General features: G+C 66.3%; 25 protein-coding genes and 1 tRNA gene. 11 read left to right on the top strand and 15 right to left on the bottom strand.

The genetic code is table 11. The features are described 5' to 3' along the window. Nucleotides 1-15: 15 nt before the first annotated feature. Nucleotides 16-1,695, bottom strand: a complete 1,680-nt coding sequence (gene hutU, locus INQ43_RS03775; protein WP_194037147.1) for a urocanate hydratase — start codon at nt 1,693-1,695, stop codon at nt 16-18. Nucleotides 1,696-1,819: 124 nt separating this feature from the next. On the opposite strand from hutU, the gene INQ43_RS03770 reads away from it, so the two are divergent. Together INQ43_RS03770 and INQ43_RS03765 are read left to right on the top strand one after the other, a co-directional pair. Further along, on the top strand, nt 1,820-3,103 hold the full coding sequence (locus INQ43_RS03770) for an ectonucleotide pyrophosphatase/phosphodiesterase (RefSeq protein WP_194037146.1): 1,284 nt from the start codon (nt 1,820-1,822) through the stop codon (nt 3,101-3,103). A 12-nt stretch (nt 3,104-3,115) separates the two neighbouring features. Next, a complete protein-coding gene (locus INQ43_RS03765) occupies nt 3,116-3,598 on the top strand; it encodes a methylated-DNA--[protein]-cysteine S-methyltransferase (RefSeq protein WP_194037145.1) in 483 nt (160 codons plus the stop codon). A 138-nt stretch (nt 3,599-3,736) separates the two neighbouring features. On the opposite strand, the gene INQ43_RS03760 is transcribed toward INQ43_RS03765, so the two are convergent. From INQ43_RS03760 to INQ43_RS03740, 5 genes are all read right to left on the bottom strand, one after another. After that, nucleotides 3,737-4,294, bottom strand: coding sequence for a hypothetical protein (locus tag INQ43_RS03760; protein WP_194037144.1), 558 nt, complete (start codon nt 4,292-4,294; stop codon nt 3,737-3,739). A gap of 23 nt (nt 4,295-4,317) precedes the next feature. Further along, complete coding sequence (gene rimK / locus INQ43_RS03755) at nt 4,318-5,238, bottom strand: 30S ribosomal protein S6--L-glutamate ligase (protein ID WP_194037143.1); 921 nt, start codon at nt 5,236-5,238, stop codon at nt 4,318-4,320. Continuing rightward, the gene (locus tag INQ43_RS03750) at nt 5,235-5,714 is read right to left on the bottom strand and encodes a RimK/LysX family protein (RefSeq protein ID WP_194037142.1); all 480 of its coding nucleotides are present in this window, start codon (nt 5,712-5,714) and stop codon (nt 5,235-5,237) included. The genes rimK and INQ43_RS03750 overlap by 4 nt, the downstream gene beginning before the upstream one ends. An 85-nt stretch (nt 5,715-5,799) precedes the next feature. After that, a tRNA-Gly gene (locus INQ43_RS03745) sits at nt 5,800-5,873 on the bottom strand. Between the two features lie 46 nt (nt 5,874-5,919). Beyond that, entirely contained in the window at nt 5,920-7,767 is a 1,848-nt protein-coding gene (locus INQ43_RS03740; RefSeq protein ID WP_194037141.1) for an autotransporter domain-containing protein, read from the bottom strand. A gap of 178 nt (nt 7,768-7,945) precedes the next feature. Between INQ43_RS03740 and thiS the strand changes: the two genes are divergently transcribed. From thiS to INQ43_RS03720, 4 genes are all read left to right on the top strand, one after another. Further along, a complete protein-coding gene (gene thiS / locus INQ43_RS03735) occupies nt 7,946-8,146 on the top strand; it encodes a sulfur carrier protein ThiS (protein WP_194035158.1) in 201 nt (66 codons plus the stop codon). Nucleotides 8,147-8,218: 72 nt separating this feature from the next. Beyond that, entirely contained in the window at nt 8,219-9,028 is an 810-nt protein-coding gene (locus INQ43_RS03730; RefSeq protein WP_194037140.1) for a thiazole synthase, read from the top strand. After that, complete coding sequence (trmB, locus tag INQ43_RS03725) at nt 9,028-9,783, top strand: tRNA (guanosine(46)-N7)-methyltransferase TrmB (protein ID WP_194035156.1); 756 nt, start codon at nt 9,028-9,030, stop codon at nt 9,781-9,783. The genes INQ43_RS03730 and trmB overlap by 1 nt, the downstream gene beginning before the upstream one ends. A gap of 47 nt (nt 9,784-9,830) precedes the next feature. Further along, nucleotides 9,831-11,669, top strand: coding sequence for an SLC13 family permease (locus INQ43_RS03720; protein WP_194037553.1), 1,839 nt, complete (start codon nt 9,831-9,833; stop codon nt 11,667-11,669). Here INQ43_RS03720 and INQ43_RS03715 read toward each other — a convergent pair. After that, nucleotides 11,653-11,994: a Rieske (2Fe-2S) protein gene (locus INQ43_RS03715; protein ID WP_194035155.1), complete on the bottom strand. Its 342-nt coding sequence runs from the start codon at nt 11,992-11,994 to the stop codon at nt 11,653-11,655. The two genes, INQ43_RS03720 and INQ43_RS03715, sit on opposite strands and share 17 nt — an antisense overlap. A 128-nt stretch (nt 11,995-12,122) precedes the next feature. Here INQ43_RS03715 and INQ43_RS03710 point away from each other — a divergent pair, with 128 nt between their 5' ends. The 4 genes from INQ43_RS03710 (at nt 12,123) to INQ43_RS03695 (ending at nt 15,129) form a co-directional block, all read left to right on the top strand. After that, nucleotides 12,123-12,425 carry a hypothetical protein gene (locus tag INQ43_RS03710; protein ID WP_194035154.1) on the top strand — a complete coding sequence of 101 codons (303 nt, stop codon included), beginning with the start codon at nt 12,123-12,125 and terminating at the stop codon, nt 12,423-12,425. Nucleotides 12,426-12,427: 2 nt separating this feature from the next. Continuing rightward, nucleotides 12,428-13,153, top strand: coding sequence for a fumarylacetoacetate hydrolase family protein (locus tag INQ43_RS03705; RefSeq protein WP_194035153.1), 726 nt, complete (start codon nt 12,428-12,430; stop codon nt 13,151-13,153). Nucleotides 13,154-13,188: 35 nt separating this feature from the next. Next, nucleotides 13,189-13,608: a large conductance mechanosensitive channel protein MscL gene (gene mscL, locus INQ43_RS03700; protein WP_228062610.1), complete on the top strand. Its 420-nt coding sequence runs from the start codon at nt 13,189-13,191 to the stop codon at nt 13,606-13,608. A gap of 102 nt (nt 13,609-13,710) precedes the next feature. After that, the gene (locus tag INQ43_RS03695; RefSeq protein WP_194035152.1) at nt 13,711-15,129 is read left to right on the top strand and encodes a M28 family peptidase; all 1,419 of its coding nucleotides are present in this window, start codon (nt 13,711-13,713) and stop codon (nt 15,127-15,129) included. A gap of 24 nt (nt 15,130-15,153) precedes the next feature. Here the strand turns inward: INQ43_RS03695 and INQ43_RS03690 are convergent, their stop codons facing one another. From INQ43_RS03690 to INQ43_RS03675, 4 genes are all read right to left on the bottom strand, one after another. Then, nucleotides 15,154-15,930 (bottom strand): TrmH family RNA methyltransferase, encoded by a 777-nt coding sequence (locus tag INQ43_RS03690; RefSeq protein WP_228062660.1) that lies wholly within the window; start codon nt 15,928-15,930, stop codon nt 15,154-15,156. A 164-nt stretch (nt 15,931-16,094) separates the two neighbouring features. Beyond that, entirely contained in the window at nt 16,095-17,600 is a 1,506-nt protein-coding gene (locus INQ43_RS03685; RefSeq protein WP_194035151.1) for an alanine/glycine:cation symporter family protein, read from the bottom strand. Nucleotides 17,601-17,715: 115 nt separating this feature from the next. Continuing rightward, a complete protein-coding gene (locus tag INQ43_RS03680) occupies nt 17,716-20,841 on the bottom strand; it encodes an efflux RND transporter permease subunit (protein WP_194037139.1) in 3,126 nt (1,041 codons plus the stop codon). Continuing rightward, entirely contained in the window at nt 20,838-22,007 is a 1,170-nt protein-coding gene (locus tag INQ43_RS03675; RefSeq protein ID WP_194037138.1) for an efflux RND transporter periplasmic adaptor subunit, read from the bottom strand. Before INQ43_RS03675 ends, INQ43_RS03680 begins: the two co-directional genes overlap by 4 nt. A gap of 259 nt (nt 22,008-22,266) precedes the next feature. On the opposite strand from INQ43_RS03675, the gene cysK reads away from it, so the two are divergent. Further along, complete coding sequence (cysK, locus tag INQ43_RS03670; RefSeq protein ID WP_194037137.1) at nt 22,267-23,226, top strand: cysteine synthase A; 960 nt, start codon at nt 22,267-22,269, stop codon at nt 23,224-23,226. Between the two features lie 114 nt (nt 23,227-23,340). Here cysK and INQ43_RS03665 read toward each other — a convergent pair whose 3' ends face one another. The 4 genes from INQ43_RS03665 to INQ43_RS03650 form a co-directional block, all read right to left on the bottom strand. After that, nucleotides 23,341-24,345 (bottom strand): class I fructose-bisphosphate aldolase, encoded by a 1,005-nt coding sequence (locus INQ43_RS03665; protein ID WP_194035147.1) that lies wholly within the window; start codon nt 24,343-24,345, stop codon nt 23,341-23,343. 90 nt (nt 24,346-24,435) lie between these two features. Continuing rightward, a complete protein-coding gene (locus INQ43_RS03660; protein WP_228062608.1) occupies nt 24,436-24,846 on the bottom strand; it encodes a hypothetical protein in 411 nt (136 codons plus the stop codon). A 19-nt stretch (nt 24,847-24,865) separates the two neighbouring features. Then, complete coding sequence (locus INQ43_RS03655) at nt 24,866-25,597, bottom strand: peptidoglycan recognition family protein (RefSeq protein ID WP_194037135.1); 732 nt, start codon at nt 25,595-25,597, stop codon at nt 24,866-24,868. After that, nucleotides 25,590-26,126 (bottom strand): PAAR domain-containing protein, encoded by a 537-nt coding sequence (locus INQ43_RS03650; RefSeq protein ID WP_194037551.1) that lies wholly within the window; start codon nt 26,124-26,126, stop codon nt 25,590-25,592. Before INQ43_RS03650 ends, INQ43_RS03655 begins: the two co-directional genes overlap by 8 nt. Between the last annotated feature and the right edge of the window lie 57 nt (nt 26,127-26,183).

Genomic DNA, 26,183 nt, shown 5'->3' with positions numbered 1-26,183 from the left:
ACAAACCCCGACGGGCTACAGCATCGGCAGATCCAAGCCCTTCTCGCGCGCGCACTCCCTGGCGATTTCGTAACCCGCATCCGCATGCCGCATCACGCCGGTCGCGGGGTCGTTCCACAGGACGCGGGCGATGCGTTTGTCAGCCGCCTCGCTGCCGTCGCAGACGATCACCACGCCGGAGTGTTGCGAGTAGCCCATTCCCACGCCACCGCCGTGGTGCAGTGACACCCAGGTCGCGCCGCCGGCCACGTTGAGCATCGCGTTGAGCAGCGGCCAGTCGGACACCGCATCGCTGCCGTCGCGCATCGACTCGGTCTCGCGGTTGGGCGAGGCGACCGAACCACTGTCCAGGTGGTCACGGCCGATCACCACCGGGGCCTTCAGCTCACCGTTGCGGACCATCTCGTTGAACGCCAGGCCCAGCTTGTCGCGCAGACCGAGGCCGACCCAGCAGATGCGCGCCGGCAGGCCCTGGAACTCGATGCGATCGCGCGCCATATCCAGCCAGGTGTGCAGGTGGGCGTCGTCGGGAATCAGTTCCTTGACCTTGGCGTCGGTCCGGTAGATGTCCTCCGGGTCGCCGCTCAGCGCGACCCAGCGGAACGGGCCGATGCCCTTGCAGAACAGCGGGCGCACATAGGCGGGGACAAAACCGGGGAAGTCGAACGCGTTCTTGCAGCCGTCGTCGAACGCCATCTGGCGGATGTTGTTGCCATAGTCGAAGGTCGGGATGCCCTGCGCATGGAAGGCCAGCATCGCCTCGACGTGCTTGCGCATCGAATGCATCGCGGCGTCGCGGATACGGCCGGGAGAATCGCGCTGTCCCTCCTGCCACTCCTCCACGGTCAGACCGATCGGCAGGTAGCCGTGCACCGGGTCGTGCGCGCTGGTCTGGTCGGTGACCGCGTCGGGGCGCACGCCACGACGCACCAGTTCGGGCAGGATCACCGCCGCGTTGCCCAGCAGCGCGATGGACTTGGCCTCGCCGGCCCTGGTGTATCGGTCGATCCGGGCCAGGGCGTCGTCCAGATCGGTGGCCTGCTCGTCGACGTAGCGGGTGCGCAGGCGCATGTCGATGCGGCTCTGCTGGCATTCGATGTTGAGGCTGCACGCGCCGGCCAGGCTCGCGGCCAGCGGCTGGGCGCCGCCCATGCCGCCCAGCCCGGCGGTCAGGATCCAGCGGCCCTTGAGGCTGCCGCCGTAATGCTGGCGCCCCATTTCCACGAAGGTCTCGTAAGTGCCCTGCACGATCCCCTGGCTGCCGATGTAGATCCAGCTGCCCGCGGTCATCTGGCCGTACATCATCAGGCCCTTCCTATCGAGCTCGTTGAAGTGCTCCCAGGTCGCCCAGTGCGGCACCAGGTTGGAGTTGGCGATCAGCACCCGCGGCGCATCCACGTGGGTCCTGAAGACACCGACCGGCTTGCCCGACTGCACCAGCAGGGTCTGGTCGTCGTCCAGCGTCTTGAGCGACGCGATGATCGCGTCATAGCTCTCCCAGTCGCGGGCGGCGCGGCCGATGCCGCCGTAGACCACCAGGCTGGTCGGGTCCTCGGCCACCTCCGCGTCCAGGTTGTTCTGCAGCATCCGGAACGCAGCCTCGGTCAGCCAGGACCTGCAGGTGAGCTGGCTGCCACGCGGGGAGCGGATGATGCGGCCGGGATCGGTGCGCGTGTGGGTCACGGGACTGGACATGACAAACCCTGTCGGTAATCGATAGGACCGGGATTATCGCATCGCGCCCGGCTGCGGTTTCCCGCGGCGGAAACACGGACTTCCGGCACGCACGACCGCGGCGTGCAGACGCTAGGATGGGCTGATGCACCCATTCAAATTCGCGGCCCGGTCCGCACTCACGACGTTCTTCGCGCTGGCCCTGCTGGCCTGTACTTCACTCCCCCACGGCGACCCCAATGCCGCCGCGACGACGCCGCCGCCGCAGGTCTTGCTGGTGTCACTGGACGGCTTCCGGCCGGACTATCTGGAGCTGGGCATGACGCCGAACCTGGAACGCATCAGCGAGCACGGCGTGCAGGCGGAATGGATGACACCGTCCTATCCCAGCCTGACTTTCCCCAACCACTTCACCATCGTCACCGGCAAGCGGCCCGACCACCACGGCATCGTCCACAACACGATGCGCGACCCGCAGCTGGGAAAGTTCAGCCTGGGCAACCGCGAGGCGGTGTCGGACGGTCAATGGTGGCAGGGCGAGCCGATCTGGGTCACCTTGGAGAAGGCCGGATTGCGCGCCGGCACGATGTTCTGGCCCGGCTCGGAGGCCGCCATCGACGGCGTCCAGGCCAGCCACTGGAAACCGTTCGACGGCAAGATGCCTATGGACGACCGGGTCGATACCGTGCTGGCCTGGCTGGCGGAACCGGAGGCCACCCGCCCCCGTTTCAGCACGCTGTATTTCGAGGCCGTCGACAGCGCCGCGCACGGTAACGGGCCTGATTCCGAGGAGGCGCATGCGGCCATCCGTGAGGTCGATGCCGCTATGGGCCGGCTGCTGGACGGTATCGATGCGTTGGGCCTGACGAGGGAGCTAAACGTGATAGTGGTTTCCGACCATGGCATGGCAACGGTCACGCCGGACCAATTCGTGGTGATCGAGGACATGGTCGATCCCGCGGATGCCGAATTCGTGACCGCCGGCCAGTCCGTGGGATTCGCGCCCCGCCCCGGTCGCAGCGCTGCGGCCGAATCGCAGTTGCTGGGCGCGCACGAACACTATGACTGCTGGCGCAAGGGTGACCTTCCCGAGCGCTGGCACTACGGCACCCACCCCCGGGTGCCGCCGATCGTCTGCCAGATGCACGAGGGCTACGACGCCTTGCGCCGCACCTGGCTGGAGACCCGTTCCAGGACCGCCAACCGCGGCTCGCACGGCTTCGATCCCGCCCTGCCGTCGATGCGCGCGATCTTTCTGGCCCGCGGACCGGCATTCCGCGAAAACGCCCGTGTGCCGGCATTCGACAACATCGATGTCTATCCTTTGCTGATGTCCATATTGGACGTCGAACCGGCGGCAAACGACGGTGGTGACGGCGCGATGGAATCGCTCAAGCCCGGCGCGCGCATCGCGGCCGGCGCACCCTGATAAGCTCCTGAGATGATCGTATTCACCACCATCGACAGCCCCGTGGGGCCTCTTCTGCTCGCAGCGGACGCGGACGGGCTGCGCCTGATCGAATTCAGCGAACCGCGTCACCCCGTGAACCGCGGCGCCCAATGGCAGGAGGGCTCGCACCCGACCCTGGACGCGACCCGAACGCAACTGGACGAGTACTTTGCCGGTCGGCGCACCGGTTTCGACCTGCCGCTATCCCCGCAGGGAACCTTGTTCCAGCGCGATATCTGGGCGGCACTGGCGCAGATTCCGTATGGGCAGACCGTCACCTACGGCGACGTGGCGAGCCGCGCAGGACATCCGGGCGCGGTGCGTGCTGTCGGTTCTGCCGTGGGTCGCAACCCGGTGCCAATTGTGGTCCCCTGCCACCGCGTTGTGGGTGCCGACGGCAGCATGACCGGCTTCTCCGGCGGGCTTCCGGTCAAGCGCCAACTTCTGCTCCTGGAAGGCGCCGTGCCCGCATAAAAAAACCCAGGCGCGGGGCCACCGAGCCTGGGTCAATAGGGTTGTTGCCCCGATACCGCCTGAAGCCTTGTTGCGGTGAATCCAAGCTACAGCGCGATAACGTAAGTCACTGTTAAGAAACGCGTTAATAAATCGCTATTACATTCCGCTCTGGTCCAGCGGACCTTCCGCCGGGATGATCTCGCGCAGATATTGCTTGCCGCCTTCTCGCGTCTTGCGGCGCTCGGCCAGGGTCATGCATTTGTTGATCGGCAGTTTGCTGCCCGTGGGACGCTCGCGCCGGCAGATCACCCGACTGTCTTCCTCAGCTTGAGCGAGTATTTGGTTGAGCTCTTCCTGCCGATTGAATACATCCACCCGGGGCAGAGGCGGGAGCGTGGCGATGGACCCGCTGCGATCGATGATCGCCTTGATCTCTGTCATCAACGTCAGCGCCCGGCTGCGCTGCTCGGGGGTGATCTCCTCGTACGTATTGCTGTTGTCGAGCTGATGGATGATCGCCTTCTCGTAAACGCTGAAATCCTCGATCGTCTCGATATCGAGCGGCTGCGGCGCGCTCGTCTCGGCAGCCACCAGCGGCCCGGCGAGCATCGCAAAAAGCATCGGCAGCGCAATCCTTGCGGCGAGTGAAGCGGAACGTTTCATTGTCAATTCCCTGTTTTTGATGTTGGCTGCCGACGAACTGCGGATCAGCAACGTTCACACAATGTTCACCGGATTCACTTCGCGGTCAAGTTTTTCACCACGCGTGGTTTGACCTTCTGCGCCTGATAGCGATGCGTCGCGTACTGGATGATCTCCCCCGCCACGTCCACGCCGCTCACGCTCTCGATACCCTCCAGGCCCGGCGAGGCGTTCACTTCCAGCACCAGCGGTCCGCGGTGTGACCGGACCAGATCGACGCCGGCGACGCCCAGTCCCAGCACCCGCGCCGCACGGACCGCCGCCTCCTGCTCGGCGCGGGTGGCCTTGGCGGCCTGCGCGCTGCCACCGCGGTGCAGGTTGGAGCGGAAATCCCCGATCGGTGCCTGCCGCTTCATCGCCGCGACCACCTTGTTGCCGACCACGAAGCAGCGCAGGTCGGCGCCATTGGCCTCCGGGATGAACTCCTGCACCAGGAACTGCGCATACAGCCCGCGCAGCGCCTCGATCACGCCGCGTGAGGCGGACAGCTTCTCGGTCAGCATCACCCCGGCGCCCTGGGTGCCTTCGTTGAGCTTGATCACGTGCGGCGGCGGCCCGAGCATTTCCAGCAGGTCGACGGTGTCGTCGGGGTTGTCGCCAAACACCGTCACCGGCATGCCGATGCCGCGCGCGGCCAGCATCTGGTGGCTGCGCAGCTTGTCGCGCGCACGCAGGATTGCATCCGAGGAGTTGATGCTGAGGGTGCCCATCAGCTCGAACTGGCGAAGCACTGCGGTCCCGTAGCGGGTAACCGAAGTGCCGATACGTGGGATCACCACCTGGAACCCGGAAATGGGACGGCTCTTGTAGCGCATCGCAAATCCGTCGCTGGAGATGTGCATGTAGCAGCGCAGCGGATCCAGCGTGCGCACGGTGTGGCCCTGCGCACGCGCCGCCTCCACCAGTCGGCGGGTCGAATACAGCTTGGCATTGCGCGTGAGGATCGCAAATTTCATGGAAGGTGCGCCGGTAGCGAGGTGCTGGGAGCGTCGGTTGCAACAAGGATCCGCCGCCCGTGGAGGAACGACCGTGCCGGATCGACGGTGAAGGCCCGGGCCATGGCGGTTCGGCCCAGCAGCATCGGGAACAGCATGCGCCGGCGATCGGTCAGGTTGATCTCGATCTCGCGCTCGATCCCGCCCAGTCGCAGCGAGGTACGAATGAACGCGCGGCGGGTGCGGTGACCACCCGAGTCGGTGACCTCGCGTTCATCCGCCATTACCGCAGCGCCCTCGACCGCTCCGGTACCGTGCGCGCCGGGGGTTACCCGGAAACCCACCCACGCCTGGCCGGCGTCGAAAAAACGCCACTGCGCGTCGACGTGCAGCGCCGAAGTCCGCGCCCCGCTGTCCACCTTCGCCCGGATCCCGTCCAGGCCCAGGCCAGGCAGATCCACCCATTCGCGCCAACCAAGCACCACCGGCAGTGTCATGCCCGTTCTCCGCTCCAACGCCGATCCAGATGACGAACCAATAAAAACGGCGGCCCCGTCCATCAGGACCGGGCCGCCGCGTATGTGGAGCGGGTGAAGGGAATCGAACCCTCGTCAGTTGCTTGGGAAGCAACAGCTCTACCATTGAGCTACACCCGCGTGCTGCAAAGTTTAATGCGTTTGCCGGCGCCCGGGGAATCCGCGGTCAGAAGTTTCCGCCGAGCGTCGCGAACACCGTGGTGTTGCTGCCGCCGCTCTGGCCGGCGGTCAGGCTGGTGCCCAGGTTTGTCTCCAGGCCCATTAATCGCGTGCGTGCGCCCAGGGTAAGCGTGCCGTAGGTGTCGTCGAAGGCCACGCCGGGCACCGCAAAGGGTGCCGCGCCTGGCATCGACTGCAGGCGCGCAAAGGCTTCGCGCGGCACGTCCTCGAACTCGCGGTCCACGGTCAGCCGCGCATACGGCTGCAGCTGCTCGCTGGCGGCGTAACGCATCTGCCAGCCGGCGGTGCCTATAAGCGAGTCGAATTTGTGCTCCGGATACGCCAGCGAAGTGGAGAGCTGCAAGTCGCTTTCGGCAAACCCGTCGATCTGGATCTTCTGAGCGAGCACGCCCACCACGGGACCGTGGCGCAGGGCGCCGTCGCCGAACTCGAAGCCGGCGTTCAATCCAGCGGTGACATTGCTGCCGTCCACGTCCGCGCGATGGATCCGGGTGGACCGGCCCAGGTTGACCTGGCGCTTGATGTCCATGCCCAGCTGGCTGTAGCTCAGTTGGCCGTTGACCCACGCACCGGTAGTCGACGCCCAGCCAATGTAGCCGCCCAGAGTGGCTTCGCTCTGGTTGAAGCTGCCGCCGCTGCGGCCCCAGTCCTGGCTGGCCTTGCCGTAGCCGCCGAAGGCGCCCAACGTCACGCCGTTGTTGTGCCAGTCGATGCCGACCGTCATCGCGGGAACGGCACCGTCGTACATGTCGCCATGGTCGTAGCGCTGGAAGTCGCCGCGCACGTCCGCCCACCAACGCTTGCCGTCGGTCATCGTGGTGCCGCTGGCCTGCGCCGCGACCCGGTCTGCGCGCGCGCGCCCGGTGACTGCCGCCGAGTGGGTCAACACCGCCATCTGCCGCGGCGCGTCCAGGATCGATGTGGCGTAGTCGGCGATCACCTCGTGTGCCGCGCCGGAGGGATGTACGCCATCGGCGAAGGCGTAACTCGTCGCGGCATCCGGCGTCACATAGGTGCCCGGCTGGCAGGTCACCGACTGCGCGCTGATCTGCGGCTGGCAGGCAGTCCCGGTGATGTTGGTGAAACCGAAGTCGGCCGGATTGGCCGCCACCTCCTGGAACAGGTGGAACATGTCCAGCGGAATCACCCGCAGGCCGCTCGCAGACAGGCCGCCATAAAGCGCGTCGTTGTAGGCGCTTGCCAACTGGGTCAACTGGCCCTGCGCCACCGCGCCCTGCGCCCGAGCCGACGGGGTCAGCCCCAGGTCGGGAATGCTCGGTACCAGCACGTAGCGGGCACCGGCGGACTGCAAGGCTCCGATCGCGCCGATCTGCGAGGCGACCGCGGAACCGATCGTCGCCTGCACCGGAGCGCCCTGAGCGACGGCGAACAGGTCGTTGTTGCCGCCCCACACGGTGTACAGCGCGTTGCCATCCGCCACACCGCCGGTGGCAGCCAGATAGGTGTTCACCTGGGTGCTCATGGACGGGGTGAAACCCAGCGCCCCGACCGCATCCTGGCCCGATCGGGCGCCGCCCACGGCGTAGTTGCTGCCGCCCTGGTTGGCCGCGTTCGCGTCGGTGCCGTAGATGTCGGCCAGGTACTCGGACCACACCAGCCACGGGTTGGTGGTGAACTTGCCCAGGATCCCCGCCTGCGGACCGACCGCGCCCACCAGCACCGGCCGGAAATGCCCGGAGTCGGTCAGGCTGTCACCGAAGAAAATCGTCTGCGAGTACGGCTGGGTGTAGTTGGCCGGCGCGGCGGACTGGGCGAGCGCGGGCGCGGCGGCCAGTGCCAGCGAAACGGCGAGAACGGAACGAAGGGGTTTCATCGGCGAGCTCCTGCAAACGGACGATCGGGAAAGTCAGGGGAAACGGCATCCTGCCGGCGACCTGGATATGGCGTCGTTTCAGCGGCCGCAACCGCCGGGCCGCCCAAGGATACATCCGCCAACGACGGCGTTCAGCCGGTCGCTGGCCTCCCGCGTCCGCGCGCACGACAATGGTCCGATGAACATCACTCTCAATGGCGAGTCGCGCGCACTCGCGGCACCCACGACGGTCCTGGATCTGCTGGCCTCCGAAGGGCTGGCCGAGCGCCGTGTCGCGGTCGAGGTCAACGGCGAGATTGTCCCGCGCAGCCAGCATGCCGGTCGGACACTGGCCGACGGCGACAAGGTCGAGATCGTCCACGCGCTTGGTGGCGGCTGATCCGGAAAGCTGTGCCACAGCGCATGACCGGATGCTCGGGTCACAGCGCGCGAGCGGTGCGATAATCCCCGGATGAACGCACCCAACGTCAACGACCTTCAAGCCGCCGATCCGCTGGTGATCGCCGGCGTCTCCTATTCATCGCGCCTGCTGACCGGCACCGGCAAGTTCGTCGACCTGAACGAGACCCGCCGCGCGACCGAAGCCGCCGGCTCGCAGATCGTCACCGTTGCAATCCGCCGCACCAATATCGGCCAGAACCCCGGCGAGCCCAACCTGCTCGACGTGCTCTCGCCCGACCGATTCACCATCCTTCCCAACACCGCCGGCTGCTACAACGCCGAGGACGCCGTGCGCACCCTGCGCCTGGCCCGCGAACTGCTGGACGGGCGCAATCTGGTGAAGCTGGAAGTGCTGGGCGACCAGCGCACGCTGTATCCCGACGTGGTGCACACGTTGGCGGCAGCGGAGACGCTGGTGAAGGACGGTTTCGACGTCATGGTCTATACCTCCGACGACCCGATCCTGGCCAAGCGCCTGGAGGAAATCGGCTGCATCGCGGTGATGCCGCTGGCGGCACCGATCGGCTCCGGGCTGGGCATCCAGAACAAGTGGAACCTGGTGGAAATCATCGAGAACGCGAAGGTGCCCATCATCGTCGACGCCGGCGTCGGAACGGCCTCGGATGCGGCCATCGCGATGGAGCTGGGCTGCGACGGCGTGCTGATGAACACCGCAATCGCTGGCGCCCGCGAGCCGGTGTTGATGGCGCACGCGATGAAACTGGCGATCCAGGCCGGCCGCGCGGCGTACAAGGCCGGCCGCATTCCGCGCAAGCGCTTCGCCAGCGCCTCCAGCCCGGTGGACGGCCTCATCGACTGATGGCGGACCCCGAGAAGCCGCAAGCCGACGCCCACGTTCCGAGCCCCAGATCGGTTGCCGCCAAGCCCTTTACCGTCAGCGAAGGGCACCGCCAGATCCGCAGCTTCGTTTTGCGCCAGGGGCGGTTCACCCCGGCCCAGCAGCGCGCGTTTGATGAGCAATGGTCACGCTTCGGCATCGACTACACCGGCCAGCCGCGCGACTTCGACGCGATCTTCGGACGCAATGCGCCGCGCGTGCTCGAGATCGGCTTCGGCAACGGCGAGGCGCTGCGCTTCGCCGCCGAGCACGACCCCGCACGCGACCTGATCGGCATCGAGGTTCATGCCCCGGGCGTTGGCCGGCTGTTGAACGCGCTCGCCGCCGCGGATGCAAGCAACGTGCGCGTCTACCACCACGATGCGGTGGAGGTGCTGACCCACGAGGTTGCCGACGGCAGCCTGGACGAGGTACGCATCTACTTCCCGGATCCGTGGCACAAGAAGCGCCACAACAAGCGGCGCCTGGTCCAGGCACCCTTCGCCGAGCTGCTGGTTCGCAAGCTCGCGCCCGGGGGACGCTTGCACCTCGCCACGGATTGGCACGACTATGCCCAGCAGATGTGGGACGTGCTCGACGCCACTGCCGGCATCGTCAACCGCGCCGGCAAGCGCGGTTCGGTAGAGCGGCCGCCGTGGCGCCCACAAACGCACTTCGAGACCCGCGGCCAGAAACTCGGCCACGGTGTCTGGGACCTCATTTACGATCGCTGCTGATGGATCGCTGACCCGACAGGGCAACCACCAACGTGTTCGACCAGGGCATCGACAGCGCGCTGACACTCACCACCGACATGAAACTGGTGCTCGCGCTGGTGGTGTTCACGATGGTGATGTTCGTCTTCGAGCGCATCCGCGCCGACGTGGTCGCCCTCGTGGTGCTGGTGCTGCTGGGCCTGTCCGGGCTGGTGGCGCCGGAGGAGATCTTCAACGGTTTCTCCTCCAACGCGGTGATGAGCATCATCGCCACGATGATCCTTGGCGCCGGGCTGGACCGTACCGGCGCGCTCAACCGCCTGGCGTCCTGGCTGCTGCGCCGCGCGCATGGCATGGAGGAGCGGCTGGTGATGCTGACCGGAGCCGTTGCCGGCATCAACTCCTCGGTGATGCAGAACCCGGCCGTCATGGCGCTCTACCTGCCGGTTGCCTCGCGGCTTTCCTCACGCACGGGGCTCACCCTCCCGCGCCTGCTGCTGCCACTGGCAACCGCCATCGTGATGGGCGGATCGCTGACGATGGTCGGCACCTCGCCGCTGATCCTGCTCAACGACCTGCTGCTGGCCGCCAACAGCAACCTGCCCTCCGGCGCGGCGACGCTGGTGCCGCTGCAGATGTTTGCAGTGTTTCCGATCGGCGTGGCCATGCTCGCGGTGTGCCTGCTGTACTTCCGCTTCTATGGCAACAATCGGCTGCACGAAGGCGGCGGCAAGGGCGCGACTCCGGCCCGTACGCAGAGTTATTTTGCCAACACCTATGGCATCGAGGGCGATGTCTACGAGCTCACCGTCAGCGCGGACAGCCCGCTGGTGGGCATGCCGCTGGGCGAGGCGGAGAGCCTGCACGATGCACCGCTTATCCTGGCCATCAAGACCCGCGACGATGCCCGGGTGTCGCCTTCGGCGGATGCACGCATATGGGTAGGCAGCGTGCTGGGCGCGATGGGCCCGAAGCAGCAGGTTGCCGACTTTGCCCAGAACCAGATGCTGCGGATGAGCTCGCGTCTGCGCGTGTTCGGCGACCTGTTCAACCCCAGCCGGGCCGGCATCTCCGAGGCAGTGGTGCCGCCGACTTCCAGGTTCATCGGCAAGACCGCGCGCGACCTGCATCTGCGCAAGTCGCTCGGCCTGAGCCTGCTGGCGGTGAACCGCGACAAGAAGGTGCTGCGCGACGACGTCCGCAACCTGCCGCTGCGCGCCGGCGACATGCTGGTGCTGCACAGCATCTGGACGAACCTGGCCGACGCTGCCAAGGGCAAGGATGTCGTGGTCGTGACCGACTACCCCAAGGGCGAACAGCGTCCGCACAAGCTCAAGATCGCGCTCGGCATCTTTGCCGTGGCGATGTTGCTGGCGCTGTCCTCAAAGCTGCCGGTCTCGGTCGCGCTGATGACCGGCGTGGCCGGGATGCTGCTGGCCGGGGTGATCCACATCGACGAGGCCTATGCGGCGATCAGCTGGAAAACCGTGTTCCTGATGGCCTGCCTGATTCCTCTGGGCTGGGCGATGGATTCCAGCGGTGCGGCCGCCTGGGTCGCCGGGCACAGCATCGAGCGGCTGCCCGACGGCACCCCGACCTGGGTGATGCAATTGCTGCTCGGCGTTTTGACGACCGCGTTCTCGCTGGTCATCGGCCATGTGGGCGCGGCGATCGTGATGGTGCCGCTGGGCATCAACCTGGCACTGGCCGCGGGCGGCAACCCGACGGCGTTCGCGCTGATCATCGCGCTTTCTGCGTCCAACAACTTCATGACCGCGTCCAACCCGGTGATCTCGATGGTCACCGGTCCGGCGGGCTACACCAGCAAGGAGCTGTGGCGGGTAGGCGGTCCGCTGTCCCTGATCTACACCCTGGTCGCGGTGCTGATGGTCAACCTGCTGTTCTGAGCCAGACCGATCCGTCGCGCACTTCGACATCGACGCTGCGCAGGGACTCGCCGCGGCACGGGCCGGCAACGCACTCACCGTCCTGCAGCTCGAAGCTCGCGCCATGGGCAGCGCAGACCAGCATGCCGTCCTTGCTCTTGAGGAATTCCCCGGGCGCCCAATTCAACTGGCGACCGGCGTGCGGACAGACATTGACCCAGGCGCGCACGTCATTGCCGTCGCGGTACAGCACCAGCGGCTCCATGTCGCCGTGCAGGTCCGCGGCGGCGTCAGCGAACCCGCCATCGGGGATCCGGTCGAGGTGGATCAGTGCAGCGGTGGTCATAGTCTGGCCCTGTATGTACGAAACCCGGCGGACAACACCATGATTAACGAAGCCGTGACAAACCCGCCGACTCCACGCGGGATAATCGGTTGTCCCTCCAACGGCCGCATTGTGCCACGATCCCCCAGATGACCAGTCAAAGCTTCCGCTTCAACCAGCAGTTCTTCCAGTCGCGCATGCGTGCCGCGTTCGAGCCGCGCACGCCCCGAAACGGGCTGCTGCGCTTCCTGATGAGGGCGCTGGGGCTCGGTGTGCTGGTGGCGCTGGTGGTCCTTGGCGCCGTGGTCGGGGTCACCCTGCTCGCCGTCGGGACGCTCGTCCGCCTGTTCCGCGAGCGTGGACCGACGGTCCTCAGCGCCGGACGTCGCGCCGACCCGAACGTGATGGAAGGCGAGTTCCGCGTCGTCGACAAAACCTCTCTACCCCGCTGACCATGGTTGACGTCATTCCGCCACAGGCACCCGTGCGTGTCCGCGTGGGCGCGGACGGCGAAAACTACTTCCCCGTCCGCCGCATCTATTGCGTGGGTCGCAACTTTGCCGACCACGCCCGGGAAATGGGCGCCGACGCGCCGGCATCGAAGGCAGATCGCGGGCGTCCGGTCCTGTTCTGCAAACCCGCCGATGCCCTGGTCACCGATGGCGTCGTCCCCTACCCGCGTGGCACTTCCGAGTTGCATCACGAGCTGGAACTGGTGGTCGCGATCGGCCGGGATGCGCCCGCAGGCATCCTGGATGTCGCCGACGCTCAGGCGCTGGTGTTCGGCTACGGCGTGGGGCTGGACCTGACCCGGCGCGACCTGCAGGCGGCGGCGAAGTCAAAAGGCCTGCCCTGGGACACCGGCAAGGCATTCGACCACTCCGCACCCGTCAGTTACCTGGTGCCGGCCGCGGAGGTCGGCTCCCTGGACGCAAAAACGCTGACCCTGAAGGTGAATGACTCCGTACGCCAGCACGGCTCCCTGTCGGACCTGATCTGGAACGTGCCGGAGATCCTGCACGAGCTGTCGCGCCTGTTCGCGCTGCGCGCGGGCGACCTGGTTTACATGGGCACCCCGGCGGGTGTCGGCGCGCTCCAGCCCGGCGACCGGTTCGTTGCGCGCCTGGACGGCCTCGTTGAGCTCAGTGGTGTAGTGACCGACGGCGATTCGGGTCTATAGTCGACCCATCCCGCTTCTGGTTGAGGAAAAAGCTGATGGGCATGGCCAGCGAATTCAAGGAATTCATCGCTCGTGGCAACGTTGTTGATCTGGCGATCGCGGTCGTCATCGGTGCGGCGTTCGGCAAGATCGTCACCGCGCTGGTCGATGGCATCATCATGCCGGTGGTCGGCATGGCCATGGGCGGCGTGGATTTCTCCCAGTTGTTCGTATCACTGGACGGCAACGAATACGCCAACCTGGCCTTGGCCCAGGAAGCAGCCGCTCCGGTCATTACCTACGGCGCATTCATCCAGACGATCATCGATTTCCTGCTGATCGCGCTGGTGATCTTCCTGATGCTGCGGACCTACAACAGGATGCGCAACGCCGCCCCGCCCGAGGAAGAGGCGGCTGCTGAGCCGACCGAGGAAGTGGTCCTGCTGCGCGAGATCCGCGACTCCCTGAAGCGCTGAGGCATCGGCGCGCTGGCCCCGACCGGCGCGTGACTTGCGGCACAAAGCAATGAGGCCACGCGCTGCTAAGCTCGTGGCTTCCTTGTTTTCCGGACTGTCCGCATGCGAATCATGCCGTTGCTGCTCACCCTCGCCATCGGCTCGCTGACCGGCGTGGCCGTCGCCCAGGATGCCCCGCAGACCGTCATCCCCGACGCCGCGATCAGCGCTGCGCCTTCGTTGCGGCAGACGGCTCTGGACAGCGACCTGGGCTACCGGATCACGGAGTCCCTGACGACCGAGGTAGGCCCCCGGCTGGCCGGCAGTGAGGCGGACGCGCGCGCGGTGGCCTGGGCGAAGGCAAAGTTCGCCGAGCTGGGCTACGACAAGGTCTGGACCGAGCCGGTCACTTTCCCGAAATGGGAACGACGCAGCGAAAGCGCTCGCGTGGTCGGCGCCAATGCGCAGCCGCTGGTGCTCACCGCCCTTGGCGGCAGCCCAGGCGGCACCGTCGAAGCGCAGGTGGTGCGCTTTGACGACCTGGCAGCGCTGGAAGCCGTCAAGCCAGGCTCTCTCGCCGGCAAGATCGCCTTCATCGACCAGAAAATGGAGCGCAGCCGGGATGGCAGCGGTTACGGTATCGGCTCGCGCGTGCGCAGCCGCGGTCCCTCCGCCGCAATCCGCGCCGGCGCATCGGCCTATCTGATGCGCTCGGCAGGCACGGATTCCCAGCGCATGCCGCACACCGGCATCACCCGGTTCGACGAGGGCCTGACGCCGATTCCGTCCGCCGCACTGTCGCTGCCCGACGCCGACCAGCTCAGCCGCTTGCTGGCACTCGGACGCCCCGTAAGCGTCAACCTGTCGCTGGACTGCGGCTGGAACGGCGAGGCCACCTCACACAACGTGATCGGCGAGATGACCGGCAGCAGCCTGCCCGATGAAGTGGTGCTGATCGGCGGCCATCTGGATTCCTGGGACGCCGGCACCGGCGCGATCGACGATGCGTCCGGCGTTGGCATCACCATGGCCGCGGGCAAGCTGATCGGCGACCTGAAGCAGCGTCCGGCCCGGAGCATCCGGGTGATCGCCTTCGCCAACGAGGAGCAGGGACTGCACGGTGGCTACGCCTACGCAAAGGCGCACGCTGACCAGATCAGCAATCACCTGATCGCGGCGGAGAGTGATTTCGGGGCCGGCCGCATCTACGGATTCGATACCTCCGCTCCGGCGCACGCCAAGGCGGCTGCCGAACAGATCGCCAGGGCGCTTGCGCCGCTGGGCATCGAATACATGCCCGGTGAGGGCGGCCCGGGACCGGACGTCAGCCCGTTTGCGCGCGATGGCGTCGCCTGGGGCAACCTGATGCAGGACGGCACCGACTACTTCGACTACCACCACACGCCCAACGACACCTTCGACAAGATCGACCCCGAGGCACTGGCGCAGAATGTCGCCGCCTATGCGGTGTTCGCGTACCTGGCGGCCTCGGCCGAGGGCGACTTTGGCAGCAAAGCGAAAGCGGCGGACGCTGCCGACTAGCTCGCTCGCACGGACCGCTTCACTTCAGTGCTGTTGGCGCCAGGTAGCCAACAGCACTGCGGTCGCCGCGGCAACGTTCAGGCTTTCCACCGCGCCACTGCCGGGAATCGACAGGCGCAGGTCGCACGAATCGGCAAGCGTCCGGTTCATGCCCTCGCCCTCAGCACCGAGCACGTAGACAAGCCGTTGCGGAAGTGGCGTGGCAAACAGGTTGCTTCCACCGGAGACCAGGGTGGCCGCCAGCCCGAAACCGGCCTCGCGTAACGCGGAGCTCGCCTCGGCGACTTCCGGCAGGCGTACCAGCGTCACCGCCTCGGCGCCGCCTTCGGCGACCCGCGCGGCTGCCCCGGACAGGGCCAGGGGTGAATGCTCGGGCAGCAGCACCGCGGCGATGCCGAAATGCGCCGCCGAGCGCAGGATCGCGCCAAAGTTGTGCGGATTACCGACCCCGTCGAGCCACACCGCACCCTGGGGGCCTTCGCCGAGCCGGCCCAGCCACTCCACAAGCGGCACTGGCTCCGCGCGCAGCACGTCGGCGACGACGCCTTCGTGATGCGAGCTGGCGGCGAGCTTCTTGAGGTCCTCGTCTTCCACCACGCGATAGCCGATGCGGTTGGCCGCACACCATTTTAAAAGGGGCTGCAGCGAGGCAATCCTGGCCTGCGTCAGATACACCTTGCGGATCGCTTCGGGGCGGCGCTCAAAAACCGCCCGGACCGCGTTCAAACCGTGCAGGCGCAACTCGCGGACCGGCCGATTGGAGGCATGCCAGCCACCGGCGGGCGCCTGCGCATCTGACACAGGCGGCGTGGGCGGCGTCGACTGCTGGACCCGCGCGGACCGGTCGTACGGATTCGGGGCTTTCGGCGCGCGATCGTGCGGACCCGCCCCATCACGTCGCGGCTCGTCTCCACGCGGCTTGCCCGGGCCGCTACCGCGGTCCCGCCCGCCCCACGGATTCACCGTCACCTTGGGTTCCCGTCGTTGAGCTGGGCTGCGGTGTTGGGCGCTTCAGCCTGCAGATCCTCCAGGCCGTTGGCCCGGCGCTCCCAGAACTCGGCGTGCCGGATCCCCAACGCCACCGGATCGAAGGTGTAGTCGGTGACGCCCGCCTTGTGCTGCGCCTCGTAGTCGCGCAGCGATGCCAAGGCCGGCTTCTGCAGCCACAGGATCGCCAGGATGTTCAGCCAGGCCATCAGTCCAACGCCGATGTCACCCAGCGTCCAGCTCATGCTGGAGGTGCGTACGCAACCGAATATCACCGCCAGAAGGATCGCGATGCGCAGGGCGAAGATCAGCCAGGGGCGGTGGATTTTCCGGTTGATGAAGGCAATATTGGTCTCGGCCATGTAGTAGTAGGCAATGATCGTTGTGAAGGCGAAGAACAGTAGCGCCAACGCCACGAAGCCTGCCCCGTAGCCTGGAAGCATCGACTCCACCGCAGCCTGGGCGAATCCGGCGCCAGGCTCCACGCCCGGCAGCGCCTCCTTGAACATCTCCCCGCCCTTGCCGATAACGTTGTACATGCCGGTGGAGAGGATCATGAACGCCGTGGCCGAACACACCAGCAAGGTGTCGACGTACACCGAGAACGCCTGCACGTAACCCTGCTGCGCTGGATGGTTGGCCTCGGCAGCCGCGGCCGCGTGCGGACTCGTGCCCTGCCCGGCCTCATTGGAATAGATACCCCGCTTCACGCCCCATTCGATCGCGAGCCCGAGCACGGCGCCCAGGCCGGCTTCCATGCCGAACGCGCTCTTGATGATCAGGGTGAACATGGCCGGTACCTGCTCAAGGTTCAGCGCCAGGATCACCAGTGCGACCAGCATGTAGGCCAGTGCCATGAACGGCACGACGATCTCGGCAAAGCGCGCGATGCGCTTCACGCCACCGAAGATGATGAACCCCAGTCCGACGACCAGGAACGCGGCGGTGACTTCCGGGGTTACGCCCCACGCGGTGGTAATGCTCTTGGCGATTTCGTTGGCCTGGACGCCGGGCAGCAGGAAGCCGGTGGCCACGATGGTGACCACGGCGAACATCCACGCGTACCATTTCTGCCCGGTGCCCTTCTCGATGAAGTACGCAGGTCCGCCGCGGTACTTTCCGCTGGGATCCTTCTCCTTGTAGATCTGCGCAAGGGCGGACTCCACATAGGCGGTGGAGGCGCCCAGAAAGGCCATCACCCACATCCAGAACACCGCTCCCGGGCCACCGAAGGCGATGGCGGTGGCGACGCCGGCGATGTTGCCGATGCCGACCCTTCCCGACAGCGACATGGCCAGGGCCTGGAAGGACGACACGCCCGCTTCGGAGCTCTTGTTCTTGAGCAGCAACCGGATCATTTCCGGGACACTGCGCACCTGCATGAAGCGGGTGCGGATGGAGAAGTACAGGCCGGCGCCCAGGCACAGGGCGATCAGCGCCTTGCTCCACAGGATGTCGTTGAGCTGGTTGATCAGGTCTTCCACGTGCGGTCTCCCCAGAGCCTTGGACGCGCCGCCTGTGGCCGGCGACAAGTGTGGAACCTTAACCGTATTCGGGCGTCACGAAAAACCCCGGTCACATCGACCGGGGTTGCGGACGTCAGGCGTGTCCGCCGACTTCCGGCGTCTTCGCCGCCAGGGCGTCCAGTTCCTGCGATACCGCATGCGGCGAGCGGGTGAACGGCGCGAGCACGACATAGAACGCCGGCACCACGAACAGCGACAGCAGCGTGGACAGCGACACGCCAAACATGATCACCACGCCGATGGTCGCCCGGCTGGCCGAGCCGGGACCGCCGGCGAGCACCAGCGGCAACGCGCCCACCGCGGTGGCGATGGATGTCATCAGGATCGGTCGCAGTCGCACGCCCGCCGACTCGATGATCGCCTCGGTGATCGTCCGCCCCGAGTCGCGCAACTGGTTGGCGAATTCGACGATCAGGATGCCGTTCTTCGCGGCCAGCCCGACCAGCATGACGATGCCGATCTGGCTGAACAGGTTGAGCGTGCCACCCGTCACCGCCAAACCGACCAGCGCGCCCAGCACCGCCAGGGGCACGGTGAGCATGATCACGAAGGGATGGATGAAGCTCTCGAACTGCGCGGCCAGCACCAGGAACACCACCAGCAGCGCCAGCGCGAAGGTCAGCAGCACTGCGCCGCCGGCCTTCTGGTACTCCCGCGATTCGCCCTTCCACGCGACCTGCGCATAGTCCGGCAGCGTGGTGGCGACGGTCTGGTTGAGGAACTCCAGCGCCTCGCCCATCGTGTAGCCCGGCGCCAGCCCGGCGGTGATCGTGATCGCACGCATGCGGTCGAAGCGGTTGAGGCTGCCTGCCTCGGCCAGCTCCGACAGGGTCACCAGGTTGGACAGCGGCACCAGCACGCCGTCTTTGCCGCGCACCTCGATCGCCGACAGGTCGGCAGGAGAGGCCCGCCCATCGCGACCCGCCTGGACCAGCACGTCGTACTCTTCGCCGTCCTGGACGAAGGTGGTCACCCGGCGGCTGCCCATCATCGTTTCAAGCGCATGGCCGATGTCCGACACGCTGACGCCCAGGTCGGACGCACGTTTGCGGTCGATCTCCACGCGCATCTGCGGGCGGGTTTCCTTGTAGTCCGAATCCACCGAGAACAGGCCCGGATTGGCCTCCATCTTCTCCATCATCATGTCGCGCCACTGCGCGATTTCCGCATATTCCGGGCCGCCCAGGACGAGCTGGATGGGCTGGCCACGGCTGCCGACCAGGCCGCCGCCCACGCGCGGCTGTGCCTGCACGCCGGTCAGCTTGCCCAGATCGGCGCGCAGCGAATCGGCGACCTCGGCCGTGCTCATGTCGCGCTGGTCCCATTCCTGCAGGAACACGATCACGTTGGCCGTATGCATCTCCTCGGTCGCGCCCCAGCCGCCGGGAGCGCGGCTGTTGTAGCGCCGGATCGCCTTGTCCTCGCCGGTGTGGGCGGCGACCACCGCCTCGACCTGGGCCAGTTGGCCGACGGTGTAGTCAAAGCCCGCACCTTCCGGGCCGACGATGGAGACGAAGAACGAGCCACGGTCCTCGGCCGGGGCCAGCTCGGACGGCACCAGCTTGATCAGGCCGTAGCTCAGCGCCAGCGCGCCGAGCATCAGGCCTCCCACCAGCCAGCGCTTGCCGACATGCCGGCCCAGCCAGTCCTGATAGGCGCCGCTGAGGCGGGTCAGCTGACGGTTGCTCCAGCGGTGGATCGGATTGGAACGCTCGTCGGTGCGCGCACGCACGAGCTTGGACGACATCATCGGGGTCAGCGTCAGGGCGACGAACGCCGACAGCGCCACCGCGCCGGCCAGCGCCACCGAAAGCTCGCGGAACAGGCGCCCGGTATTGCCTTCCATGAAGCCCACTGGCAGGAACACCGCGACCAGCACGGTCGTGGTTGCGATCACCGCGAAGGCGACCTGCTTGGTCCCGCGCACCGCAGCGACCAGCGGCGGCTCACCGAGGTCGGCGCGGCGCTGGATGTTCTCCAGCACCACGATGGCATCGTCCACCACCAGCCCGATCGAGAGCACCAGCGCCAGCAGGGTCAACAGGTTGATGGAATAGCCAAACAGGTACAGCGGAATGAAGGCCGCAATCAGGCACACCGGCACCGTGACCGCCGGGATCAGCGCGGCACGGAAGCTGCCCAGGAACAGCCAGATCACCAGCAGGACCAGCGCCATTGCCTCCAGCAGCGTGTGGTAAACGCGCCGGATCGACTCGTCGATGAACACCGTGGAGTCGTAGGCCACGAAGATGTCGGTGCCCTCGGGCAACGTTTTCTGGATCTCGACCGCCTCTGCTCGTGCGGCGCGGGTCACGTCCAGCGCATTGGCGGTCGAGGTCTTGACCACGCCCAGACCGACGTTGGGCTGGCCGTTGCTCTTGTAGTAGGCGCGGCGCTCGGCCGAGGCCAGTTCGACCTGGGCAACATCACCGATGCGCACCACGTAGCCATCGCTGCCCTCGCGGATGGGAATCTCGGCGAAGTCGGAAGGCTTCTCGTACTGGCGCGCCACGCGCAGGGTGAAATCGCGGGTTTCCGACTCGATCCGGCCCGCCGGCAGCTCGACGTTTTCGGCGCGCAGCGCCGCTTCGATGTCGGTGGCGGTGATGCCGCGCGCGGCCATCGCCGAGCTGTCCAGCCAGATCCGCATCGCATAGCGCTGACGGCCGCCGATCTGGACCTGGGAGACGCCGTCCAGGCTCGACAGCCGGTCGACGATGTAGCGCTCCGCGTAATCCGACAGCTGCAGCGCGTCCATCGTGGTGGAGCTCATGTTGAGCCAGATCAGCGTGTCCGAATCGCTGTCGGCCTTGCGCACCTGGGGCGCATCGGCCTCGTCGGGCAGCCGGCTGGCGACACTGCTGATCGCGTCGCGCACGTCGTTGGCGGCCGCCTCGATGTCGCGATCAAGCGTGAACTCCAGGGTGACCGAGGAGCGCCCGTTGACGCTGCGCGACTGGATCGTCTCCACGCCCTCGATGCCCGACAGGGCGTCTTCCAGCGCCTGGGTGATACGCGTCTCCACCACCGCCGCCGAGGCGCCGGGGTAGTTCACGTTGACCGAGACGATCGGCGGATCGATCGCCGGCAGCTCGCGCAGGGTGAGGCGCGAGAACGTCATCACTCCGATCACCATCAACAGCAGGCTCATCACGGTGGCGAACACCGGACGGCGGATGGCCAGATCGGAAATGCTCATGCGCCGTCCACCACCGGGGCGGAGCCGTTGCGGTCACCACCGATGGGACCGATGGCGGAGCCTTCGATTTCCGCCTCACCAGGCGCTTCCTCAATCACGGGTGTGTCTGCCGCCGGCGCCTGGACCTCTGAGGTCTCCGTCACCTCCACCTTCGCACCGACGCGCAGCTTGCCGGTGCCGTCGACCACGACTTCATCGCCCGGCTCCAGGCCGCTGACGACTTCGGCCATGCCGTTGCGGCGATTTCCCACCACCACGTCGACGCGCTCCACGGTGCTGTCGTCGCGCACGCGATAGACAAAAGACGTGTTGCCCAGCTGGACGATGGCAATTTCAGGTACCAGCAGCGCCTGTCGCTGCGGCCGCACCAGGGTCACCTGCATCAGCATGCCGGGACGCAGCATGCGGCTGTCGTTGGGGAACTCGCCGCGAACGACCACGGCACGGGTGGACGGATCCACCCTCGAGTCCACCAACTGGACCACGCCATCGAAGGTCTCGCCCGGCCAGGACGCGCTGGTCGCGTGCAGGACCTGCCCGGCCTCCAGGTGTGCCAGCGCTGGCTCGGGCACCGGGAAGTCGACGTAGACCCTTTGGGTGTCGTCCAGGGTGGCGATCGCAGTGCCGGGGGTGACCAGCGCGCCAGGGCTGACCTGGCGCAGACCCAGGACGCCGGCAAACGGTGCCCGGATCTGGCGATCGGACAGCTGGGCGCGGATCTGGTCCACTCGTGCCACGGCGGCGTCGCGCACGGCGCGCTGGGTCTCCAGCGTGGCGCGGGCCACCAGTTGCTGCTCGCCCAGTTGGGCCATCCGGCGGTACATCTGGTCCGCCTCGGAGGCGGTGGCTTGCGCCTCGGCGAGTGCGGACTGCTGCTGGTTGCCACTGAGGGTGACGAGCGGCGCGCCGGCCTGGACCACGTCGCCGCTGTCAAAGTGCACGTCACGGACCGTTTCGCTGACCTTGGCGGTGATGGTTACCGACTCGCGCGCTTTCACCGTCCCCAGCGCCTGCACGGTGTCGTTCCATTCCTGCATGCGCACCGTCTGAGTGGTCACCGGGACGGCGGACGCGCGTTGAGGTTGCCCCGCCTCCTTCTCGCACGCTGTCAGCGCCAAGGCAAACAAGAGGGCGCAGATCACGTGGGGTCCGATGGAAATTCGCATGCTGTCTCAGAGGAGGTTCAAACGGGTGATGTAAACGCAGACGGCGGGACGTCCGCGTGCAGGTCGACCGGCAAGTCTAGTGGGGGTTGGCAACGCGCGCGTGGGCCATTGGTTGACCCGGCGGCGGCCAAGCAGCCGAACAGGCAAAGCCGTGTGCAATACAGTGTTTCAGCTGTTCACGGGGTATTGCCGGGGATCGGGCGCATGCTGGTGGCTTATTCGCACAGGACGCGGGCGCAGAACCGCGGAGGCAAGGCCGATGATCCATGACAGCATCCTCGACACCATCGGCCGCACGCCGATCGTACGCCTGCACCGGCTGGCGCCGGCCGGGATCAAGCTCTACGCGAAGATCGAGTCGTTCAACCCTGGCGGTTCGGTCAAGGATCGGCTGGCACTGGCGATCATCCTCGATGCCGAGAAGCGCGGTGTGCTGAAACCCGGCGATACGGTGGTCGAGGCCACGTCGGGCAATACCGGCGTCGCCCTGGCGATGGTCTGCGCGGCGCGTGGTTACAAGTTCGTGGCGGTGATGACGGAAACCTTCTCGGTGGAGCGGCGCAAGCTGATGCGGGCCTACGGCGCCAAGGTGATCTTGACCCCGGCCGCCGAGCGCGGCACCGGCATGGTGCGCAAGGCCGCGGAACTGGCCAAGGAGCGCGGCTGGTTCCTCGCCAGCCAGTTCGCCAACCCCGCCAATCCCGCCTGGCACCGCCAGACGACCGCCGCCGAGATCCTGCAGGACTTCGCCGGTCGACGGCTGGACGCGTTTGTCAGCGGCTGGGGCACCGGCGGCACCCTGACCGGTGTCGGCGAGGTGCTCAAGTGCGCCCGCCCGGAGGTCCGCATCGTGGCCTGCGAGCCGGCCGGCGCCTCGATGATGGCCGGTGATCCGTGGCAGCCGCACAAGATCCAGGGCTGGACGCCCGACTTCCTGCCCGAGGTACTGAACCAGCACATCGCCGACGAGATCCTGCCGGTGGACGACGTCTTGGGCCGCGACACGGCGCGCCGTTTGGCGCAGGAAGAAGGCGTGTTCGTCGGCATTTCCGCCGGCGCCACGGTGGCCGCGGCGCTGGACGTCGCGCGCAGGGCCGAGGAAGGCGCGGTGATCCTGGCGATGCTGCCCGACACCGGCGAGCGCTACCTGAGCACCTTCCTGATGGAGGACATCAACGAAGGCTCCGACGACGAGTGGCTGGCGGCCGGCCTGCCGTGAGCCCGCCCTCCTGCTGATCGCTCTCCGTGGCGATGGATACAACAACGCCGGCAGATGCCGGCGTTGTCGACTCAGCGTTGGCGACCCTCGGCCACCGCGTGCTGGACCGTCAGATCAGGCTTTCCACTCGCCCAGGGCGGCCAGGCCGTTGGCGCGGGCGCGCTCGAACACCATCTCCTGCGCCTTGCCGATGTTGCCGGTGATGTCCTTGGCCCAGATCGCCAGCGCGGCGGACTGCATGGCGCGGCCGTAGGAGAACGACAGCGGCCACGGGTTCGGGCCGGCGAGGTTCATCGCGTTGAGGTGCGCGGTGGCGTCCTCATCGGACTGCCCGCCGGACAGGAACACGATGCCCGGCAGGGTTGCCGGCACGGTGGACTTCAGGCAGCGCAGGGTCTCGGCAGCCACTTCCTCGACGGACGCCGTATCGCTGCAGGTCGAGCCCGGCAGGACCATCGAGGCCTTCAGGATGGTGCCTTCCAGCATCACGTTGTGCTCGTACAGCGAGCCGAACAGCGAGCGCAGGGTGACTTCCGTGACGTCGTAGCAGGTGTCGATGTCGTGGTTGCCGTCCATGATCACTTCCGGCTCCACCATCGGCACCAGGCCCTGCTCCTGGCACAGCGCGGCGTAGCGCGCCAACGCGTGGGAATTGGCTTCGATGCAGGTACCCGACGGGATGTCGTCGCTGATGTTGATCACCGCCCGCCACTTGGCGAAACGGGCACCCAGCTTGTAATACTCCTCAAGGCGGGCGCGCAGGCCATCCAGCCCTTCGGTGACCACCTCGCCCGGGAAGCCGGCCAGGGCGTGAGTGCCCTTGTCGACCTTGATGCCGGGGATGATGCCGTTGTCCATCATCACCTTGGCGAACGGCACGCCGTCCCTGGTGGACTGGCGCAGGGTCTCATCGAACAGGATCGCGCCGGAGATGTGCTGGCTCAGGTTCGGGGTGGTAAGCAGCATCTCGCGGTAGGCGCGGCGGTTTTCCTCGGTGCACTCGACACCGACGCCGTCAAAACGCTTCTGGATGGTCCCGGTGGACTCGTCAATCGCGATGATGCCCTTGCCCGGGGCGACCATTGCCTGGGCGATGTCGGCAAGCTGTTCGATGCTCATGGAATTCCTGCAGGAAGTGGCGGGGTTAGCCCGATAGTATAGGCCAGCGGTCACTGCAAAGGCCATTGCGAAACAGTGGCTTACCGTCAATCACAGCTGAGCCACACCATCGGGATTCATGGAATCGGTGGGCATCAAGACGAGTGGCCCGCATTCCTCGACACTGCATCCCCAGTAGCGGGTCTCCTCCTTCGCGCGCCATGTTGCGGTGCCACCGCCGTTGATCTCGAATGTCCAGGCCTTGCCTTCGGCCTGAAGCTCTCCCGAAACCGAGCACGGCAGTTGGTAGAACCCGCTGTAGGCATTCGACGAGTATGGCTCGCTGAGTTGAAAGAAGCGCTCAACCTGTTGCGCCGACAGCTCCCAAGCCTGACAGGCGTCCTGCAGCGCATCGCCCGGCGGACCATCGTAACGGGGCGGGGCAACGCTGATGACTTGGGGGCCCGCGTCAACGATGGCCAATCCAGGCGGACGCGCAGAACTGCACGACAGCAGCGACAAGCTGGTCGCGGCGACCAGGCTAGCGGTTCGCAACGCCCTCCAGTCCGGGCAAGGAGGAGTCGAGGGCTGGAGGCATTCCGGGTGATGCGATCGGGTCGCCGGAGTATAGACCCGTCCCTTCGCCGCCAGTTTTGTACGAAACCTTGTCGTGCTCATAAACATCATTCTCTCCGAGGCCATATGCGTCCTTCAAAACGCGAATGATCGTAGCAATGGACGCCAACTGCTCCGGAGTTGGTGCCTCCCATCCCGATTCACCACGATGTTTGGCGACCGTTTCGATCCCCACGCTGTCTTGATTCATCGGATAACGATCCGGATAGGTCTTGGACTTTTCATGGTTGTAGATCTTGGTCGGCGCCCACCCCCAACCGTTGATCAAGGCAGCTTCACCGGCAGGGCTACCACCTTCCGCTGCCCGGGATTTTATTTTCCCCACGCGGGCAGTCCTCCTGAGCAGGCTCGCCGTTTGAGTGACGGTGCCATCCTTGTCAACGATGAAGTGGGTGCCTATGCCGCTTTGAAATGACCGCAGGGCACTATCGACAGAGTACGAATCAGTGCGATGCAGCACGATGGCTTTCGGCCCATCGATCGCCCCCTTCTCGAGGGCGGGAATCGGCTTGAATGTGAACCCTGCATTTTGCACATAGCCCTTGTCATCTACGTAGGCGGGCACTCGAATCACCATGCGCTGCGAGTTTGAAGCGGGGGAAGTTGTTGATTGACCAACGTGCTTGAAGCTAGGCATCGACCTTCTCCTCGCCTATCTCGACGTGCAGGCCTTCGGGCATGTCCGAAGTCGCTATGTGAGTCTTCCCTTCGTCATCCGTCGTACCGTCTTCGATTGCGCCGTCCATACGGATCAATCTGTATTGCCGATTTACCAACGGCTTACCCGTCAACTCCGATATCAGGACGAAAGCTTCGTCGTACGGCAGCAACCCACTAGCGGCAGCTTGCGTCAGCGCAGTTGCCACTTGGGCGGCTGCTGGGAACCCCACCGCGACCGCACCTCCGCCCCCATCCAGGAACACACGCATCTGCTGGGTAGACAGAACTTTGCAGCCACAGGCGAGAGTGGCGCCATGCAAGGCCACTTCATGATCATCGATGATGGTGGTCGGGTCGTAGCCGCCCGTAATCGGGAACACGCCCTTGTGTTGGGGGCAAGTGGCTTTGTCGCCCTTGCGGCATACGCCTTTGCCGTCTACGTCGGTGAACGGCGTGCAGGTATCATGCGACCGCCACTGCTGGTGGCGTCGCCAAGGACTATCCAGTTCCCTGTCATCTCAATCTTCCTTGAGTCAAAGAGGTTTACTTCCCCGGCAATCTAG

The organism is Lysobacter sp. H23M47, assembly GCF_015209765.1.
GTDB classification, from domain to species: Bacteria; Pseudomonadota; Gammaproteobacteria; order Xanthomonadales; family Xanthomonadaceae; genus Novilysobacter; species Novilysobacter avium.
This window is presented reverse-complemented; position numbering and strand designations above follow the sequence as displayed.